Origin of the sequence: Citricoccus muralis (assembly GCF_029637705.1) — a bacterium.
GTDB lineage: Bacteria > Actinomycetota > Actinomycetes > Actinomycetales > Micrococcaceae > CmP2.
The window spans coordinates 1,707,003-1,725,468 of the sequence record NZ_CP121252.1 but is presented as its reverse complement, the minus strand read 5'-3'; the positions used below and the strand labels follow the sequence as shown (position 1 = coordinate 1,725,468).

Here is an 18,466-nt window from a genome sequence, read left to right as displayed (position 1 = left end):
GGGGTCTCCTTCGGTTCTAGGGCTCGATGAAGCCCGGGGCTGGTGCGGCTACCGTGAGCCGTTCCAGTAAGTTGATCAGTTGGGTCAGTGCGGCGTCGCTGGTTTCTGGTGCGTCGAGGTGGACGTCGGTGGCCAACAGTGCGCCGACGTCGGCGGCTCGCCCGCGCAGGGGCTCCCGGAGCACATAGCGGTGGACGCGGCCTTCGCGGTGAGGTCTGAGGACCAGAGTATCCCAGCTCACTCCGGCCAGATGGGGCTCGAACAAGTCGATGACACGACCGCGGAGCCAAGCCCGGGTGTCGTCGGGCGGGAACTGCACGGCACGGGAGATCGTGTCCTCGTTGACCAAGGTGGTCATGGAGCCCCGGCGGACCAAGGCTTGGTAGAGACCCTTTCCGGGACGCAGATCGGCATATTGCAGGTCGAGCATGCCCAGCTTCGGGTGGTCCCAGTCCAGGCCGTGCCGGTCGCGCAGGCCCGAGAGCAATTGGTACTTGGCTACCCAGTCCAGACGATCGGAGAGCGCCAGGGGGTTGATGCGAAGCTGATCGAGGATTTCGCGCCAACTGCGCAGAACCTGCATGGTCTGCGGATCGGTCATGCCGAAGCGTTCAACGTGGGCCTCGGCCGCCTCAAGATAGATTTCCAGCAGGTCGACCCCCGTGTGCTCGCCGCGCCCGTAGACGGTCACCGTTGCCTGCAGGGTCGGGTCGTGGCTGATGGTCTGGAGCGCCGTCACCGGATCAGCCAGTTGGATGCGGGGGCACGTGCCCAACTCGATCATGGAGAGCACCAGAGCGGTCATCCCGCAACGCAGCCAGGTAGCGGTCTGTGACAGGTTCGCGTCCCCGATGATGACGTGGAGACGCCGGTAGCGTTCGGCGGCGGCGTGTGGCTCATCTCGAGTGTTGATGATCGGACGCCGGATGGTGGTCTCTAGGCCGATCTCCTCTTCGAAGAAATCGGCGCGCTGTGAAATCTGGAACCCGGCACGGGTTCCGGTCTGGCCGAGCCCGACGCGACCGGCGCCGCAGATCACCTGACGAGAGACGAAGAACGGGATGAGTTGCCGCGCGAGGTCCTCGAAATCGAGGCTACGCGGGATCAAGTAGTTCTCGTGGGCGCCATAGGACACCGACTTGTTGTCGGTGTTGTTTTTGTAGACCAACACTTCGGGGGCGCCTTCGGCGAGGCCGATCTGGTCGGCTGCGGCCTGGGCGATGCGGTCTCCCGCCTGGTCCCAGATCATCGCGTCCCAGGGATTCGTGGTCTCTGGGGAAGAGTATTCAGGGTGGGCGTGGTCCACATAGAACCGGGCCCCGTTGGGCAGCAAGACGTTGAGCAACAGATTCACCGGCTGCCCATCATTATCGGTCAGAGCCCGGTCGGTGAGCTGGGTAGGGTGCGCTGCGGACCGGGGCAGCTGCCAGCCACGGGCGTCGGTCAACGGTGATTCTTCGCCATAGTCCCATTCGGTGCCGGCCACGGAACCGCCACCGGACCGGATGCGTTGGCCGTAGGCATTGACCAATTCGATGGACAGCACGGAATGACCGGCCCCGGGTTGCGCTGGGGCATGGATGCCAAACTCAGTTTCTAGCCCCATGACGCGGTGAACGCCCCATCCGGCGGTGTCGGCCCCATCGGGAATCCGCGCCGCGGCTTCGGTAGGGATGATCTCCGGAAGCCCACGCCAAGCATGGCTCCCGTTCGGGGACGGCTGAGGGGTCATCGAGTGGCTGCCTGGGTGGCTTCATGCGGTGAGGCTGGCAGATCCTGGGAAAGCATGCGTAGCTTCACCACCTGCTTGTTCCCCAGTCCGGAAATCCGTGCCCATTCTTCGGGGCTGCTGGTATTGGGCAGATCTTCTTGCTCCCTGAATTCGGCGGAGACTGCCTGGAGCACGTGCCGGCTCCGAATGCCCTTGGTGGCGCTGGCCGCACCGGATTCGGCGCGTTCGGCCAGATGCTCCTTGATGGCCGCCGTTTTCGCGCGGTCCACAATGTTGGCCAGCACTGCGCCGGATACCAGGTCACCGAAATGTAGGGTGCGTACCTCTCCGGTGACGAAGGTCAGCTCGGCGTAACGAGTAGCCCAGGTCTTGGCGAAGAGGGCATTGACGATGGCCTCCCGCAGCGAGGCAGCGGTCTCGACGCGGTCGCCGTCGTGGGCAGCCAGTTCGTCCGGGTGCAGGGGAAGGTCCGGGGTGAGGTACCGAGACAGGATCTCGCGAGCGCCTTCCGCGTCCGGCCGGTTCACGCGAATCTTCACGTCGAGTCGACCGGGGCGCAGAATGGCCGGATCTATCATGTCCTCACGGTTCGAGGCACCGATGACGATGACGTTATCGAGCCGCTCCACGCCGTCAATTTCGGCAAGCAGCTGGGGCACGATGGTCGTCTCAACATCGGAGGACACTCCGGAGCCACGGGTCCGGAAGAGGGATTCCATCTCGTCGAAGAACACGACCACGGGGTGGCCATCGGCGGCTTTTTCCCGGGCACGGGCGAAAATCGTACGCAGGTGGCGCTCCGTTTCACCGACGTACTTGTTCAGCAGCTCAGGACCTTTGATGTTGAGGAAGAAGGAGCTGCGATGAGCGCTCTGGCTACGGCGCGCCAGGGAATTCGCCACCGCTTTGGCGATCAGTGTCTTGCCGGTTCCGGGCGGACCGTAGAGCAGAATGCCCTTGGGCGGATTCAACCCGTGTTCACGGTAGAGCTCGGGGTGAAGGAAGGGAGTTTCCACGGCGTCGCGGATTTGTTCAATCTGCTCGGTCAGGCCGCCGATATCTTCGAAGGTGACGTCGGGGACTTCCTCTAGGACGACATCCTGGACTTCGGTCATGGGAACCAGGTCCAGTGCATAGCCGGAACGGAAATCAACTGTTACGGCGTCGCCGACCCGGATGGGCTGATCAATGAGCCGGTGTGCACGACGAACCACGCGCTCATCGTCGGCACGGCCGATGACCACCAGCAGACCCGACTCCAGAACTTCCTTCACACGGACGAGGTCACCGGTCTGCCCGGCTTCCAGCACCGCGATGATGTTCAGCGACTCATCGAGTAGCACCTCGGTTCCGGAGGTGACGTTACTGCGTTCCACCAGCGGTGACAGCGAGGTGCGCAGTTTCCGCCCGTTGTAGATGACGTCCACCCCGCCCTGGGCGGCGGCAGCGATCTCCACTCCCTCGACCGGATCACGCTTTTCGTGGATTTCCAACACCGTTGCGTAGCCAAAGGGCGGCTCGGCGGAGAGATCCAGCGCCTGTTTCAGCGTGGTGATCTCGTCACGGGTCGTGTTGAGCAACTCCACCATGCGGCGGTTGTTGCGGGCCGCGGTGTTTATTTCCGAGCGTAACTGGCGGTTTTTCTCGATCAGGGTCGCCAGACGTCGTTTGGTCGCGTCGAACTGGCGCTGCAGCTCAGACTGCGCGCTGTCCTGCTGGGCGACAGGATGGTCCTGCGATGTGAACGATTCCGTCACGAGCACCTTCTCTGTACTGCTGAGGGATGACTTACTGCCCCATCAGTCTACTCGGGTGTGTGTCTCGTCTCCACGTGATTGCGCTGCACGCTGAGCATGGTCGGCAATCCTCTGTGCGTCGCGTCCTGCTTTGCGAGCCTTCTTTTCGCTCGTGGGGCGCTCCCCCACCGCCTGCGGAGTCCACGCCTGTGGGTCCGAAGGGGTCCAGGCTTCGACGTCCACCTCACTGAATTCGGACGCCTTGATGCGCTTGCGTAGCTTCAGCGCTTCCTCCCCCTGCGCCAGACGGCGGGTCACGAGCAGGAATCCGGTGTGGGCCACCATACGGTGATCTGGGCGGACAGCCAGCCCGTCGAGATGCCAGCCGCGCACCATGGTCTCGGAAGCCTCCACCTGGGTGAAGCGTCCGTCCGTCCGGATGGCTTCAGCAACCCGGGAGAGTTGGGTGGCGGTGGCAATGTAGTTCACCCACACCCCGCCGGGGGCCAACACCTGAGCCACGGCATCCACACATTCCCAGGGGGCGAGCATGTCGAGCACGACGCGATCGACGCTGCCCGGGGCGTGATCCTGGACGACGACATCCTGGAAGTCACCAAGTCGAATCCGCCAGCCCGGGTGCTCCTCCCCCAGGAACGCTGTCACGTTGCCGTGGGCGATCTCGGCGAAATCCTCGCGTCGTTCATAGGAGGTGAGCTGACCCTGGTCCCCAATCGCGCGCAACAACGAGATCGACAGTGCCCCTGAACCCACGCCGGCCTCCACCACACGTGCCCCGGGGTAGATATCCCCGAGCTGGACGATCTGGGCGGCGTCCTTTGGGTACACCACGGTGGCCCCGCGCGGCATGGACAGCACGAAGTCGTTGAGCAGGGGGCGCAAGATCTGGTGGTCACGGCCCGCCGAGTTCGGGACGACGACACCTTCCGGGCCACCGATCAGATCGTCGTGGTGAATCACACCCTGGTAGCTGTGAAACTGTCCGCCGGACACCAAAGTGATCGTATTGAGCCGGCCGCGATCATCTTTGAGCTGCACGCGCTCCCCGGAGCGCAGCGGGCCGCGGCGCAGAGAAGAACCAACAGCGGGTCGCGGTGTGGGTAGAGGTGGGTTGGTCATCGTGGAGGCGGTGTCCTCTCGAAAGGGCGCGTGCGGGGGTTCAGCCGTGGCGCAGCACCGGCGAGGCCAGCAGCTGCAGTAGATCGGCGCGGTAAATCACACCAACGATTCCGGCTCGGTCATCATAGACGATCAGTGGTGAGGGAGCGGTTTCCTCGCTACGGCGCATCAGCTGCATTCCGGTCGCCGTGAGGGGCACCACGGCATACGGGTTCACCTCACGCGCCACCGACATCACCGGGGTCACATCGGCTTCGGCGGGATCAACTCCGGCCACGGCGCGAGGATCCACCAGCCCGAGCGCCACGGGTCGACTACTGGTGCCGTCCGGGACGATCACCTGGACCGGCGGATCCGTGTCTTCGCCCGTCTCCGGGTCAGCCCCACAAACTTGGGCGCGGATCAGATCAGCCACGGTTGCACGGATGGATACCGTGACGGCGGCGTGCATCAGCATCTCAGCAGAAATCCGACGCGCGGTCAGTTCGGAACGCGATTGGTGAATGGCCCCGGACGCCGCACTCCAGAGGAACACCGCCATCAGCATTCCAATCAACAGATAGAACGGGTCGAGCTCACCAGCGTGAAGCAACGGAAAGAGCAGTCCGGCCAGGGCCACCGCGACGGCGACACAGCGGCCTGCCCAGCCGGCTGCGAGACGGCCACGGTGCGGGTCACCGGTGGCCTTCCAGACGGCGGACTCCACCAGCCGTCCGCCGTCGAGCGGATGACCGGGCAGCAGATTGAACGCAGCAATCAACCAATTTGCGTAGATCCAATAAAGCAACAGCAACGACCCGGCTGCTCCGGGGATCCACAGGTAGGTCAGCGCGATGCCGAGCCCGGCCGCGGCCACATTGGCGGCAGGTCCGGCCAACGCCACCACCAGCATGCGGCCGGGGGTAGGGGGTGCTCCGGTGTCGCCCACGGAATAGCGGGTCTCCCCGCCCCAGAGCGAGACATGGATGCGGTGCACCGGCCAGCCGAAAATTCCGGCGGCCACGGCATGGGACGCCTCGTGCAGAATGACAATGAGAAGGAGCAGTCCTGCGAAGCACAGCGCCATCAGCAGATGTGCGACGGTGGAAGCCGCGGGCATCACTGCTCGCACTGTCGGCAGGAACAGCATGGTGATGACGGCCGCGAACACGAGCCAGGACCATGAGATGGTCAGGGGCACCCCTCGGAATCTCATCGGTAGCTCTCTGCGCGGTTCGCGGGCGTCGGTGCGAAGGACGGCGATGGAACCATGCACCAAGTCTAGTTCAGCCCACATGCTGACTTCTGCCGCGATAGAGGGCTAGGGTGAAGGTGAACGACAAGCAGACGAGTACGGGGATGTGTATGACGGACGACAACCAGCCTTCCGCCGCCGAGCACCGGTCTCTGGTCGATCACCTGCTCGCCGATCCTGAGGTTACTCACCGGCCCCGTATTCTGCTGGTTGCTTTCGAAGGGTGGAATGACGCGGGAGAGGCAGCCACGGACGCTGTTGAAGAAGTCGGGCGACAACTCGATGCGCAGCAAGTCTCCGTGCTCAACGCCGATGAGTACTACGACTATCAGGTGAATCGGCCCGTGGTGACGCGGCTGGCGGACGGTCGTAGCGATATTGCCTGGCCGCAAACACGATTGTTGCAGTGTCAGTCCCCTGATACCCCTGCGGAACTGTTTTTGATGCTGGGCGTCGAGCCGAACTTCCGGTGGAAGTCCTTCACCGCCGAATTACTCACCACAGCGGCCGAACACCGCATCGACGCCATCGTGCTCGTGGGGGCGCTGCTCTCCGACACGCCCCATTCTCGCCCCCTGAGTCCGACCCTGACCTCCGGCGACGACGCCGTACGTACCGCGGTCGGGGCCCGTGCACCTAGCTATGAGGGGCCCACCGGCATCGTTGGGGTGATCAGTGCGACGGCAGAGAAGGTGGGCACCACGACCGTGTCCATGTGGGCACCGGTCCCTCACTATGTGGCCCAGTCGCCCTCCCCTAAGGCTCAGCTGGCACTGCTGAAGGAACTGGAACAGCTCGTCGACGTGCGGCTGAACCTGCAAGATCGTGCTGACGACGCGGCAGCCTGGGAACGCGGCGTCAACGACCTCGCCGATGAGGATCCGGAGATCGCGGACTATATCCGTCGCTTAGAACAAGCCCGCGACACTGAAGAGCTACCGGAAGCGAGTGGCGAGTCGATCGCCCGCGAATTTGAACGCTATCTGAAGCGTCGCGACCAAGGCTGAATCACAGCACCAGGCCGAGGAGACCGTTGAGCACCTCAGCCACCGTCGGCTCGACCGTTTGGTCTGAGGCTGCAGCGTCACCTTCGGTCTCGCCGTTGTGGACGCGTTCGGCCCACGCATCCACGTGCAGCAGCGCCGCCGGTGCGTTGAGATCGTCCGAGAGGGCGTCGTGTAGTTGGGCATAGAGCGCGGACCCCTGTGCGGCAGCGGGCTGGCCCAGTGCTGAGCGCCAGCCTTCCACCCGGGCTTGGGCCTGGCCGAGTTCTTCTTCGGTGAATGACCAGTCCGTGCGGTAATGGTGACTGAGCAGCAAAGCACGAATCGCCACGGGCTCGACGCCCCGCCGGCGTAACTGCGAAACCAACACCAAATTGCCCAGGGATTTGGACATTTTCACGCCGTCCAGGCCCACCATGCCGGCGTGCAAGAAGGCCTCCGCCAAGGGCTTACCGTCCACGGCGGTTGCGTGGGCCGCTGAGAATTCGTGGTGTGGGAAACGCAGATCGGCGCCTCCACCCTGAACCGAGAAGGGGGCAGGTAGCAGCCGTCGGGCGATGCAGGAACACTCAATATGCCAACCGGGGCGTCCGGGGCCGAGCTGACCACCGTCCCACACCGGTTCGCCTTCACGGGCGGCCCGCCACAGCAAGGGGTCGAAAGGATTGCGTTTGCCCGGACGCTGCGGGTCACCACCGCGCTCCGGGAACACCTCGGTCATGTCCTCGAGGCTGAGACCACCCACGGAACCGAGTGTCCAAGAGGTCTGTGCTTCGGCGGTATCCACCGAGAAGTAAACATCGCCATCCACGGACAAATCATCCTTCGGATCCGCCGGCACCCGGTAAGCCACACCCTTGTCGATCAGGGTCGACACCGCGTCGACCACCCAGTCCACGGTTTCCGTCGCTCCCAGATAGTGGTCGGGGGCGATCACGTTCAGGGCTTCCATGTCGGCACGGAACAAATCGGTCTGCGATTCGGCCAGTTCGCGCCAATCCACGCCCGTGGCCTCGGCACGTTCCAGGAGCGGATCGTCGACGTCGGTGACGTTTTGGACATAGCTGACTTTGAGGCCGCTGGCGCGCCAATAGCGCAACAGCAAATCGAAGCTCACGTAGGTATTGGCGTGTCCCAGGTGAGTCGCATCATAGGGAGTGATTCCACAAACATAGAGCGAAGCCTCCTGCTGGGTACCCGCTGGCTGCAGTGCCCCGGATGCCGTGTCCCAGATGCGTAGCGCATTGGGAAGAACGGGCAGCTGAGGGATGTCGGTCGTCGGCCAAGAACGCATGGGAAGGTTTTCGCTCCTTGAAGCAAGTGGTGGATCAAGTGGTGAAAGGGGTGCTGAAGTTCAGCCTACGGAACCGGCTATTGCCGTTGGAAGGACTACGCGTTGATGACGCCGAAGCCCAACAGCAAGTAAATGGCCAGGCCGAGCAGAATCCGGTACCAGACGAATCCGCGGAACGAATGACTCGAGATGAAGCGCATCAACCACGCGATGACCGCATAGCCGACGATGAAAGCGACGACGGTGGCGGCGAAGGTCTCCATCATCGAGTAGGGGGCATCCACATTAGGTTCCGTCAGAGCGCCGAACAGCTTGTAGAAACCGGAGGCGAACACGGCCGGCACAGCCAGCAGGAACGCATACCGGGCGGCAGCTGGTCGGGTATAGCCCAGCGCCAACCCCATGGTGATAGTTCCACCCGAGCGTGAGACCCCGGGGATCAGGGCGAGGGCCTGGGCGAGACCGAAGAGGAGGCCGTCACGCCAGGTCAGGTCGGTCAGCGGTTTAACCTGACGCCCCAGGGTGTCGGCCACGGCGAGCAGCACACCGAAGACGATGAGCATGGTGGCCACGATCCACAGCGAGCGGAAGCTGGTGTCGATGTAGTCCTCGAGCAGCAGACCCAGCACCGCGATCGGCAGGGAACCGATGATGATCAGCCAGCCCATGCGGGCATCGGGGTCGGACCGCTCCACGGCGCCCGTGAGCGACTTGGCCCACTGGGTGATGATGTGCACGATATCGCGCCAGAAATAGATGAGCACGGCGAGTTCGGTGCCGATCTGGGTGATGGCGGTGAAAGCCGCCCCCGGATCGGAGGCACCGGGAAGGAACTCTCCCACGATGCGCAGATGTGCCGAGGACGAGATGGGGAGGAACTCGGTCAGTCCCTGGACCAGCCCCAGGATAATCGCTTCAATCCAACTCACAGCGCCACACTACGCCACGATCCAGTGTCGCGCAGACCGCGACGCACCGGATGAGGCTGAACTCACGCGACTCTCAGCCGAGGTCAGACCCCTGAACTGCCACGTTGGCCTTCGGCCGCCAGGAGTTCATCGTCATCGAGGTCGTCATCGTCGTGATCCGTCGACAACTCGTTCGGATCGAATTCGTCGTCCTCGTCGTTTTCGTCGTCACTGTCCTCGTCGTCGTCATCATCGTCGAAGAGGTCCAGCGGAGTGACCTCGCCGGTGGCTTCATAGAGGGCGTCCTCATACGCCTCGAAGCTGTCGGCGAGGGTTTGATAGGCCGCGTCGAGCACAGGATCTGAATCGCTGCGCTTGGCCGAGGCGGCAGCCAAATGCTCGTGGAGCGCGGAGACGAGGGAATCAAGGGCGATGCGCGGATCGGTGCTCATGGTTACACCGTAGCCGGTGGACCGTCGCAGGAGAAGAGGTCATGACGGTGGTGATTGCTCGGAGAAACGAGCGTCTTGGTACCGACCGCGGTAGCCTGAGGTCACACGATGGAAAGGACAGTGTCTGTGCGGGAGGATCTACACGTCAGCGCGGTGGAATCGATCCAGAAAGTCAAAGACTGGGAGTATCTGGTGATCTCGGTGGGCCCCAGAGAATCCCTGGCCACCGCACGCCGCAGACTGGTCGAGCACGCTGAGTACGGCCGCTGGGAATTGCAACGCAGCATTCTTTACCGCGGTGGACGACGGCGGTTCTGGTTGCGCCGGAAGTTGATGCGCGTCCAGCCGACGCTGGATCGGGTCTAGCCCGCCGGCCGTGACGGTTCGTCGCGGGGAACCCAGACCTCGACTCGTGTCCCGTGCTCATCACTGGAGATGTCGAGGGAACCCCCGCGGTCTGTGACGGCATGACGGATGAGGCTTATGCCGCAATGTCCTGGCGGGGCTGGCTCCTGCGGGTCGAAACCGACGCCGTCATCCGTGATGCACAGGTTGACCCCGTCGTGGTCGGATCGCAGGTCGAGGCGCACCGTCTCCGGAGAGCCGTGGTCGAGGGCATTGCGCACCAACTCTCGTGCTGCCCGGTAGATCAAGGTGGCCACCTCGGTTCCCACCGGCTCCTTCAGATCGAGATCAACATCGATGCGCACGCGGCCGGAGGTCAGATCACGGGCGAGTTCGCCCAGTGCTGTTTCCAGGGACTCGTTGAATTCCGACGGCGCGATCTCGCTCAAAAGGGTGCGCAGGTGCTCGATATCGGTATCGAGTAATTCACCGGCACGCTGGAGCAGTTCCGTGGCGGCCCTGTCGTGCGAAAAAGATTCCACACCGAGTCGTTCGAGGGTCAATCCTAAGCTGGCAAGATCCTGGATCACGTGATCGTGCAGTCTCGCCGAGAGTCGGTGTCGCTCTCGGTCGGATGCGGCCAGGGCAGCGTGGAGCAACTGCTGTCGCTCCTCCTCCCTCCGGGACAACTGCCGAGCCAGGCGCAGTGCCAGGGGCAACGTGGCGGCGCCCAACACTGCCGGTCCCAGAATCGAGATCGGCAACACGACGCCGAGCATTGCGGCCAGCGAGTCAGACTCCGTGGAGACCAAGTAGAGCTCCAGTCGCATCGCGTGACCGGAGGCATCCGTGAAACCGATAAACGCCTCGAGGAGGTCATCGTTGCCTTGTTCGTGTTGATGCTCGGCATCATCGGGGACATCGAGAACGACGACCTCGCCCCGGTCAAGACGAGCTCCCAGCTCCGAATCCACCGCTCGACGCACGCCCTCGTTGCGCGGTTCATCGGAGTAAATCACCACGGCTTCATCGCCGACTAACTGCCAGATCTTGACGCGTTCCAGAACCCCGCCGTCGATGAAGGCCTCGAACTCGTCGGCGATCCGCTCCGGATCTTCGGCGTTGGGTCCGACCAGGTCGACCAGGGTCAGGGGTGCAACCACCGCATGAGCCACGGTGTCGGCGATTACTTCCGCGTTGCTCCGCGCTACCTCGACCGCGATCGCTGTCGAAATGAGCGAGGAGGCCACCGCCATGGCTGCCGTGACGGCGACTGTAGAAGCGGTATGCAGGAGAATGGCTCGCCGTGTAGTCCGGTTCATTTGGCGGACCTGACGAGTGATCATCGTGGTTCCAGAACGATGATCCCTGCGCGAGCGGCAGCTACTACGGCGCCCGCCTGTGTGTGGACACCCAGCTTGGGGAAGATCGCTTTGATGTGATCGCGCACGGTGTAAATCGATAAATGCAGCCGGGCGGCGATCTCCTGTGCGTCAAGTCCTTCGGCCAGGAGGGCGACGACGTCGCGTTCCCGTGGTGACAGCGCACAATCGGGTACCGGCGCCGGACCCGGCCGATCTTCACGCAGGGCGACCAGAACATCCTTGAGGCGTCCCCGCTTAGGAAGCACCCAGTAGGCGCCATTCTCGATCGCGCGACGGGAGACATCCGAACGGGGATGGGCGGTGAGGACGATGATCCGGGCGTGAGGCGCCAGCCGCACCAAATCGGCAACCAGATCTGCTCCGTCACCGTCGGGGAGGCCGAGATCGACCACGGCGGCGTCGAAACGTACGGTCCGGGCCAGCTCCAGAGCCTCACGCACCCCGCTGGCGACCCCAGCGCACGTTAAATCGACTTGACTGTCGATTCCCAGGCGCATCAAGTCCGCGAAAGTCTGATGATCATCGACGACGAGGACAGGCGACAGCATTCCCCCAGTTTAGGGATATGACGCGTGTCGCAACAAGCTTATGCTTACCTTATCTACCAGGTCTCGTGCCGGCGCACTCACACGAAGGACACCAATTTTCCATGAATAGTTCACGTACCCGTCTCGCGCTGATCGCCACTGTGGCGGCTTCGGCCATTGCCCTGTCTGCGTGCGCAGGCGACGCAGAATCGACTTCGAATGGCTCTGACGAGGACCGATCACTGATTGTCTATTCCGGCCGCGATGAGAGCCTGATCGGCCCGATCATCGAGAAGTTTGAGGAGGAATCAGGCATCGAGGTCAAGGTCCGGTACGCCAACAGCATCGAAATGGCCGCTCAGCTGTTGGAAGAGGGCGAGCGCACCCCGGCACAGGTCTTCTTGTCCCAGGAGGCAGGAGCCTTGGGCGAACTCGCGAACGCGGACCTTCTCGCTCCCCTGCCTGAGGAGATCACGGGCGCGGTGGACCCACAGTACAGCGCCGCTGATGATAGCTGGGTGGCACTCACGGGTCGCGCCCGGGTCCTGCTATACGACTCTGAGTCAGTCAGCGAAGATGAGGTTCCTAGCGATGTTCACGCGCTGACCGAGCCCGAATGGCAGGGTCGAGTCGGGTTCGCACCCACCAATGCTTCGTTCCAGTCGTTCGTCACCGCCATGCGCGTGCTAGAAGGTGAAGACGTGGCCGAGGAATGGCTCACGGGGATGATCGACAACGACACCGAGGTGTTTGATCGCAACGGTCCCATCGTCGAGGCCGTCAACACCGGTGCCCTGGACGTCGGCTTGGTCAACCACTACTACTGGGTGGTTGCTGCGGCGGAAGCCGGCGGACCGGAGTCGATGCGCGCACAGCTCAAGTTCGGTGAGCCCGGCACCGTCAGTGCACTCGTGAATGTCACTGGTGCAGGCGTGTTGGCCTCAGCTGAAGACTCTGACGAAGCACAGGAATTCGTGGAGTACCTGGTGAGCGAGCAAGCTCAGGAGCACTTCGTCGAAGAAGCCGGCGAATACTCACTGCTACCGGACGGCCCGTCCCCCGCTGATGTTCCGAGCCTCGACGAGTTGGACGGACCGGATCTGGACTTCTCCGAACTGGCCGACCTTGATGGCACCCTGGAACTGCTGCAGAAGGTCGGCCTGCTCTGACCATGCATGCAGAATCTGGCACGGGGAGGTCGCCGAGGAGGCGGCCTCCCCTCCTGCTGCTCTTAGCCGGCACGACGACCGCTGCGGTGGCTGCCGTTCCCCTGGCGTACTTGGTGATCCGGCTGGCTCAGGCCGACCTTCAACAAGTGATTGATGCGGTGGTGCGCGAGCGAACTCTCGTACTGGTCCTCACCTCGCTGGGACTATCGCTGCTGGTGGCCTTGGGCAGCCTCGTGCTGGGCATTCCGATGGCGTGGGTCCTGGCACGGGTTGCGTTGCCGCTCCCAGGACTCTGGCGGGCGCTCGCGGCCCTCCCCCTGGCGGTTCCCTCCTACGTGATGGCCTTTTCCTGGATCTCCACCTGGCCTGCGCTGTCTGGATTCTGGCCCCTCACGTTGGTGATGATCCTGGCCTGCACGCCCTACGTCACCCTTCCTGTCGCCGCAGCGTTCTATCTTGCGGATCAGCGTGCTGTGGACGTCGCGAGGACCCTCGGACGCGGGCCATTGGGTGCCTTCCGGGCGGCGTTGCTCCCTCAGGTGGCCCCCGCGGCACTCGCAGGGGCACTATTGGCCGGGCTCTATACCCTCTCGGATTTCGGATCGCCGTCACTGTTCCGTGTCCAGACCCTCACGTGGGCTGTCTATGCCGCGTTCGAAGGTGGGCTCAACCGAACCTTGGCAGCAGCGACGGCGTTGATCCTGGTGATGCTCGCTCTTACCCTCGTTCTTATGGAGCGCATGATGAGACGGCGCGCGTCGCGAGGCGGCCGACCAGCATCTCAGATCGTCAGACCACGGCGACTTAACACGAAACGGGTCCAACTGGTGTCCGTCGCCGGTCTCGGCTGCGTCAGCCTCGTCTCTCTAGGAATACCGGCCTATGCACTGACACGTCGGGGATGGGAAAGTCGTTCCGCTGCCACCGACTGGAGCCGCCTGTTCGAGAGCATGGGCACCACGCTCTCGCTGAGTCTGACCGGAGCCCTGATCGCCGTCCTGCTCGGGCTGCCTATTGCCGTCCTTGCAGCACGTTATCGAGGCAGATCCATTGCCACATTGGAATCGGTGGCCTATCTCGGCAACGGGATCCCCGGTCTCGTCGTAGGCCTCTCGTTAGTCTTCTTCACGCTCAATGTTGTACCGGTGCTGTATCAAACGGCCCTGGCACTCAGCGTGGCGTATGCCGTCATCTTTCTACCCAAGGCCATCGGGTCGGCACGATCCGCCATCGCTCAGGTACCCGCATCGCTTGAAGAGGTCTCCCGGACCCTGGGACGCGGACCGCTACATACGTGGACGACCATCACAGCCCGGCTCTCCACACCGGGCATCGCCACGGGAGGGCTGCTCGTCGCCGTGACGGCGATGAAAGAGCTTCCAGCAACGCTGATGCTTTTGCCCATCGGCGCTAATACCTTGGCAACCGAGCTGTGGCGTCACACGAACATGTCCTCCTACGCGGCGGCGGCCCCTTACGCGATCGCCCTGGTTCTCATCGCCTGTATTCCCACCTACTTCCTCTCCCGGACGGAGCTCGATGGAACTCGACGTTGACACCCTCTGTGCCTGGCATGGTTCCGGTCCACAGCGCACACAAATCCTGGATCGGATCAGTCTCCAGGTTCCGGCTGGTGAATTGGGCGCCCTCTTAGGCCCCAGTGGAAGCGGCAAGACGACACTTCTGCGCGCCATCGCCGGACTGCATGCTGATGTTCGCGGCACGATTGTGCTCGGAGGTGAACGCCTCGACGGCATGGCACCTGAACATCGGCGTATCGGACTGGTACCGCAGGACGGCGCGCTGTTTCCACATCTAACGGTCAAAGAAAACATCGGTTTTGGGGTAAAACGCCCCAACGCACGTGACCAGCGCATCAACGAGATGCTGGATCTTCTCGATCTGGGGACGCTGGCCGATCGACTCCCCCACCAGATCTCGGGTGGGCAAGCACAGCGGGTGGCCGTGGCACGTGCGCTCGCACCAGCGCCTCGCCTCCTGCTCTTGGACGAACCCTTTTCCGCACTCGACGCTGGACTGCGGGTCGAAGTCAGGGACGGCGTGATGAGTGCCCTCCGCGAGACTCACACCACAGCATTGCTGGTGACCCACGATCAGGGCGAAGCGATGTCCATGGCCGGACATCTCGTCGTGGTCGCCAACGGGAGGATCACCCAGGCCGGTTCCCCACGGGTGGTCTACGCGCACCCCGTAGATGTTTGGACCGGGAGATTCCTCGGCGAGGTCAATCTCTTCGAAACTCAGACGGACGGAAATACTGCTATGACGCCGTTCGGACCCGCAACACATGCGGAGCAGGAACCAGGGAATGTCACCGTTCTGGTACGTCCGGAGCAGCTCCGACTATCAACCAGCAAGGGAACGGAAGCGATGATTGTCGCCATCCGATATTTCGGTCATGACAGCCTCGTGACCCTTCGAAGTGTCGACCAAGACATCGAAGCTCGACTCCGGCTGGTGGGGAACGCGGCACCGGCCATCGGGACCAGGGTGCGAGTTACGGTGTACGGCCCAGTGAGGGCGTTCAGGAACTGATCTACACGAGTAGACAGCGCCACTCGGCGGCGCCGTGGTGAGCGGCGAGCAACTCGTGTTGGCGGATGAAATCGGGTGGTGAGTCCGACCGCCGGTTTTCGGGGTCCGTGTCAACAGATTTGGTGGTTCTGTCAACATGGGTATGAAAGAACCCCGGAAAACCGGGGTTTTTTCAGTGCGCGGAGGGGGACTTGAACCCCCACGTCCTTGCGGACACAGCGACCTCAACGCTGCGCGTCTGCCAATTCCGCCACCCGCGCGAGTGTCGATCCTGTTGCTTCGGTATAGCTCGTCGTTTTCGACTTCGAAGCTCAGGCAGCGGAGACAACTCTAGCACGGATCTCGGGCTGGTCATGACCACTGTCATCGGGTGGCGTGTCTGGTTAGGGTGGAAGCATGACTCAGCAGCCTTCCCCCTTTGCCCCGAATGACTCCTCCTTCCGTGACGACGTGGTCCGGATGACCCGGGAACTGATTCGCATCGACTCCACGAACTTCGGTGCTAATCGTGCGCGTGGCGAACGCGAAGCTGCCGAGTATTGTGCTGCGATCATGTCCTCGTTGGAGATGAATCCCGAGATCATGGAATCTGAGCCGGGCCGTGCCACCGTCATCGGTCGTTTTCCGGGATGGGACACCTCGGCACCGCCCTTGATCCTGCACGGTCACCTTGACGTCGTTCCCGCCGATGCCGATGAATGGAGTGTGGATCCGTTCGGCGCGGAGCTGATCGACGACATGATCTGGGGACGCGGTGCGGTCGATATGAAGGGCATGAACGCGATGATTCTCGCGGTGCTGCAGCATCTGCACCGCACCGGACAGCGTCCTCGACGCGAACTCATCGTCTGCTTCTTCGCGGACGAGGAGGCCGGCGGAAACTATGGCGCCCAGTGGTGGGTTCGAGAGCGTCCCGAGCTCTTTGCCGACGCTACCGATTCGATCAGTGAAGTGGGCGGTTTTTCCGCCGACATCGAAGGGCAACGCGCCTATTTGCTCCAGACCGCGGAGAAAGGCATTGCCTGGCTCAACCTCACCTCGGTCGGGGCGCCCGGGCACGGCTCCGGGGTGCACCCTGATAACGCCGTGACGCGTTTGGCCGGGGCGATCGAGCGGATCGGCCGGCATGAATGGCCGTTGCAGTACACGAAGACCACCCGGGACTTGATGGAACAGGTCGCCGAAATCATGGGCGTGGACTTCAACCAGGACGATCCCGAGCCGCAGTTGAAAGCATTGGGGGCAGCTTCTCGGTTCGTCGGATCCACTCTGCGCAACTCCTCCAACCCCACCGGGCTGACCGCCGGATATAAGCACAACGTCATTCCGGGCAAGGCCAGCGCCACTGTAGACGCCCGGGTATTGCCCGGGGACGATGAGCATGTGCTGCAGACGCTGCGCGATCTGGCTGGCGAAGGAGTCGAGATTGACGTCGAGCACCAACAGCCCTCGATCGAGGTGCCTTTCTCGGGCGACCTGGTAGACCTGATGGTCGATTCGATCCGCCAGGAAGACCCGGATGCAGTGGTGTTGCCTTTCATGATGTCCGGCGGCACCGACAACAACGCGCTGTCCCGGCTGGGGATCACAGGCTACGGCTTCATGCCACTGCGCCTGCCCGCAGATCTGGACTTCCCGGCGCTTTTCCACGGAATTGACGAGCGGATTCCGGTGGCCTCGCTGACGTTTGGCTGCCGTACCCTGTACCGCATCCTCGAGCCCGGCACCCGCTGATCACGTCCCACCACGTCAAGGATCACCACTGTGTTCACCTCCGATCATGACGAACAGATTTCGCATGTCCTCACCACCGAACTGCTAGAACGCTGTCGCGAGCGTGCGCCCCAGCACGACGACGACAACACGTTTCCTCATCAGGACCTGGCCGAACTCCAGAGAGCCGGATATCTTTCGGCCTTCGCCGCTACGGAGCAGGGCGGCCTGGGCTGGCACATGGACACCGTTTCCGCGGCGCAGCGTCGACTCGCGGCGGCCGCACCAGCCACCGCGTTGGCCGTGAACATGCACCTGGTGTGGAACGGAGTGGCCCGCATTCTTGCGGATCGCGGGGACGAGAGCCTGCAGTTCATTCTGAAGGAATCAGCGCGAGGAGAGATTTTCGCCTTCGGGATCTCCGAGCCCGGCAACGATGAGGTCCTCTTCGACTCGATGACCACGGCCACGCCCGATGGTTCCGGGGGATACACGTTTACCGGCACCAAGATTTTCACCTCGCTCTCACCCGTCTGGACGCGCCTGGGGATCTTCGGCAAGACGCCGGACGGTGAGCAGCTCGTGTTCGGCATACTTGACCGAGATGCCGGTGGAACTGCAGCAGATCCGAACTCCTGGGACATGCTGGGTATGCGGGCCACGCAGTCGTACGCCACCCGTCTCAACGAGGCACAGGTTCCAGCGGAGCGGATCATCCGGCACATTCCCACCGGGCCGAACCAGGACGGCCTGACCATCGGGATCTTCGCTTCCTTCCTCACCTTGATCGCATCGGTGTACACAGGGATCGCCGACCGGGCTTTGCACCTTGCTGTGGACGGCGCCGACCAGCGCATCCTCAGTTCCACAGGGCGTGCTTTCAGCCAGGATCCGGTGACCCGGGATCGTCTGGGCGAGGCGACTCTCCGCGCCATCGGCCTCGACGCCCAACTCACCCAGGTGACTCACGCGATCGCCACGGCTAAGAACTGGGGTGCCGAATGGTTCCCCCGGTTGGTGGCGACGAAGACTCTGGCCGTCCGCGTGGCCCAGCAGCAGGTGGACACGGCGATGCAGGTCGCCGGCGGGCAAGGGTTCCAGCGTCGTCATGAGCTCAGTCGTCTCTACCGCGACGTCCGGGCCGGGGGCTTCCACCCTTCCAACGAAGATTCTGCACGCCGCACGTTGGCCACGTTCGTTCTGGGTCCGCTCCGCGATGACGCGGATGATCAGTCATAATTGAAATAGTCCCCGCCCGAACGGTCGTGAGA

16 protein-coding genes and 1 tRNA gene are annotated in these 18,466 nt (G+C 63.1%); 7 read left to right on the top strand and 10 right to left on the bottom strand.

From position 1 onward, the window contains the following. Nucleotides 1-16 precede the first annotated feature (16 nt). From dop to P8192_RS07870, 4 genes are read right to left on the bottom strand one after another with little or no spacing between them, the layout of a single operon-like run. The gene (gene dop / locus P8192_RS07885; protein ID WP_278155984.1) at nt 17-1,732 is read right to left on the bottom strand and encodes a depupylase/deamidase Dop; all 1,716 of its coding nucleotides are present in this window, start codon (nt 1,730-1,732) and stop codon (nt 17-19) included. Then, nucleotides 1,729-3,489 (bottom strand): proteasome ATPase, encoded by a 1,761-nt coding sequence (gene arc, locus P8192_RS07880; RefSeq protein ID WP_278155982.1) that lies wholly within the window; start codon nt 3,487-3,489, stop codon nt 1,729-1,731. Before arc ends, dop begins: the two co-directional genes overlap by 4 nt. 42 nt (nt 3,490-3,531) lie before the next feature. Beyond that, nucleotides 3,532-4,608, bottom strand: a complete 1,077-nt coding sequence (locus P8192_RS07875) for a tRNA (adenine-N1)-methyltransferase (RefSeq protein WP_278155980.1) — start codon at nt 4,606-4,608, stop codon at nt 3,532-3,534. Between the two features lie 40 nt (nt 4,609-4,648). Further along, nucleotides 4,649-5,788: a site-2 protease family protein gene (locus P8192_RS07870; RefSeq protein ID WP_278155978.1), complete on the bottom strand. Its 1,140-nt coding sequence runs from the start codon at nt 5,786-5,788 to the stop codon at nt 4,649-4,651. Nucleotides 5,789-5,952: 164 nt separating this feature from the next. On the opposite strand from P8192_RS07870, the gene P8192_RS07865 reads away from it, so the two are divergent. Next, nucleotides 5,953-6,849 (top strand): proteasome assembly chaperone family protein, encoded by an 897-nt coding sequence (locus P8192_RS07865; RefSeq protein WP_278155976.1) that lies wholly within the window; start codon nt 5,953-5,955, stop codon nt 6,847-6,849. A 1-nt stretch (nt 6,850) separates the two neighbouring features. Here P8192_RS07865 and mshC read toward each other — a convergent pair whose 3' ends face one another. The 3 genes from mshC to P8192_RS07850 form a co-directional block, all read right to left on the bottom strand. Further along, nucleotides 6,851-8,140, bottom strand: coding sequence for a cysteine--1-D-myo-inosityl 2-amino-2-deoxy-alpha-D-glucopyranoside ligase (gene mshC / locus P8192_RS07860; RefSeq protein WP_278155974.1), 1,290 nt, complete (start codon nt 8,138-8,140; stop codon nt 6,851-6,853). Between the two features lie 95 nt (nt 8,141-8,235). Further along, complete coding sequence (locus P8192_RS07855) at nt 8,236-9,069, bottom strand: undecaprenyl-diphosphate phosphatase (protein ID WP_278155972.1); 834 nt, start codon at nt 9,067-9,069, stop codon at nt 8,236-8,238. An 83-nt stretch (nt 9,070-9,152) separates the two neighbouring features. Continuing rightward, on the bottom strand, nt 9,153-9,500 hold the full coding sequence (locus tag P8192_RS07850) for a hypothetical protein (protein WP_278155971.1): 348 nt from the start codon (nt 9,498-9,500) through the stop codon (nt 9,153-9,155). Nucleotides 9,501-9,626: 126 nt separating this feature from the next. On the opposite strand from P8192_RS07850, the gene P8192_RS07845 reads away from it, so the two are divergent. After that, the gene (locus P8192_RS07845) at nt 9,627-9,866 is read left to right on the top strand and encodes a DUF5703 family protein (RefSeq protein WP_278159762.1); all 240 of its coding nucleotides are present in this window, start codon (nt 9,627-9,629) and stop codon (nt 9,864-9,866) included. Here the strand turns inward: P8192_RS07845 and P8192_RS07840 are convergent. Continuing rightward, entirely contained in the window at nt 9,863-11,191 is a 1,329-nt protein-coding gene (locus tag P8192_RS07840) for a sensor histidine kinase (protein ID WP_278155970.1), read from the bottom strand. The two genes, P8192_RS07845 and P8192_RS07840, sit on opposite strands and share 4 nt — an antisense overlap. After that, nucleotides 11,188-11,778, bottom strand: a complete 591-nt coding sequence (locus P8192_RS07835; RefSeq protein ID WP_278155968.1) for a response regulator transcription factor — start codon at nt 11,776-11,778, stop codon at nt 11,188-11,190. The genes P8192_RS07840 and P8192_RS07835 overlap by 4 nt, the downstream gene beginning before the upstream one ends. A 101-nt stretch (nt 11,779-11,879) precedes the next feature. Between P8192_RS07835 and P8192_RS07830 the strand changes: the two genes are divergently transcribed. The 3 genes from P8192_RS07830 (at nt 11,880) to P8192_RS07820 (ending at nt 15,482) form a co-directional block, all read left to right on the top strand. Beyond that, the gene (locus tag P8192_RS07830; RefSeq protein ID WP_278155967.1) at nt 11,880-12,926 is read left to right on the top strand and encodes an iron ABC transporter substrate-binding protein; all 1,047 of its coding nucleotides are present in this window, start codon (nt 11,880-11,882) and stop codon (nt 12,924-12,926) included. 86 nt (nt 12,927-13,012) lie between these two features. Continuing rightward, entirely contained in the window at nt 13,013-14,482 is a 1,470-nt protein-coding gene (locus tag P8192_RS07825) for an ABC transporter permease (RefSeq protein WP_278155965.1), read from the top strand. Further along, complete coding sequence (locus P8192_RS07820) at nt 14,466-15,482, top strand: ABC transporter ATP-binding protein (protein ID WP_278155963.1); 1,017 nt, start codon at nt 14,466-14,468, stop codon at nt 15,480-15,482. Before P8192_RS07825 ends, P8192_RS07820 begins: the two co-directional genes overlap by 17 nt. A 176-nt stretch (nt 15,483-15,658) precedes the next feature. Here P8192_RS07820 and P8192_RS07815 read toward each other — a convergent pair. Continuing rightward, nucleotides 15,659-15,742 (bottom strand) — tRNA-Leu (locus P8192_RS07815). 136 nt (nt 15,743-15,878) lie between these two features. Here P8192_RS07815 and P8192_RS07810 point away from each other — a divergent pair. After that, nucleotides 15,879-17,216 carry a M20/M25/M40 family metallo-hydrolase gene (locus P8192_RS07810; RefSeq protein ID WP_278155960.1) on the top strand — a complete coding sequence of 446 codons (1,338 nt, stop codon included), beginning with the start codon at nt 15,879-15,881 and terminating at the stop codon, nt 17,214-17,216. A gap of 30 nt (nt 17,217-17,246) precedes the next feature. Continuing rightward, entirely contained in the window at nt 17,247-18,434 is a 1,188-nt protein-coding gene (locus tag P8192_RS07805; RefSeq protein WP_278155958.1) for an acyl-CoA dehydrogenase family protein, read from the top strand. Nucleotides 18,435-18,466 lie beyond the last annotated feature (32 nt).

Bases quoted from the DNA above. Each gene is read 5' to 3' on its own strand.
- P8192_RS07830 (WP_278155967.1), top strand. From the start codon at position 11,880: ATGAATAGTTCACGTACCCGTCTCGCGCTGATCGCCACTGTGGCGGCT.
- P8192_RS07810 (WP_278155960.1), top strand. From the start codon at position 15,879: ATGACTCAGCAGCCTTCCCCCTTTGCCCCGAATGACTCCTCCTTCCGT.
- dop (WP_278155984.1), bottom strand. From the start codon at position 1,732: ATGACCCCTCAGCCGTCCCCGAACGGGAGCCATGCTTGGCGTGGGCTT.
- P8192_RS07850 (WP_278155971.1), bottom strand. From the start codon at position 9,500: ATGAGCACCGATCCGCGCATCGCCCTTGATTCCCTCGTCTCCGCGCTC.
- P8192_RS07875 (WP_278155980.1), bottom strand. From the start codon at position 4,608: ATGACCAACCCACCTCTACCCACACCGCGACCCGCTGTTGGTTCTTCT.
- P8192_RS07840 (WP_278155970.1), bottom strand. From the start codon at position 11,191: ATGATCACTCGTCAGGTCCGCCAAATGAACCGGACTACACGGCGAGCC.
- P8192_RS07820 (WP_278155963.1), top strand. From the start codon at position 14,466: ATGGAACTCGACGTTGACACCCTCTGTGCCTGGCATGGTTCCGGTCCA.
- P8192_RS07865 (WP_278155976.1), top strand. From the start codon at position 5,953: ATGACGGACGACAACCAGCCTTCCGCCGCCGAGCACCGGTCTCTGGTC.
- mshC (WP_278155974.1), bottom strand. From the start codon at position 8,140: ATGCGTTCTTGGCCGACGACCGACATCCCTCAGCTGCCCGTTCTTCCC.
- P8192_RS07835 (WP_278155968.1), bottom strand. From the start codon at position 11,778: ATGCTGTCGCCTGTCCTCGTCGTCGATGATCATCAGACTTTCGCGGAC.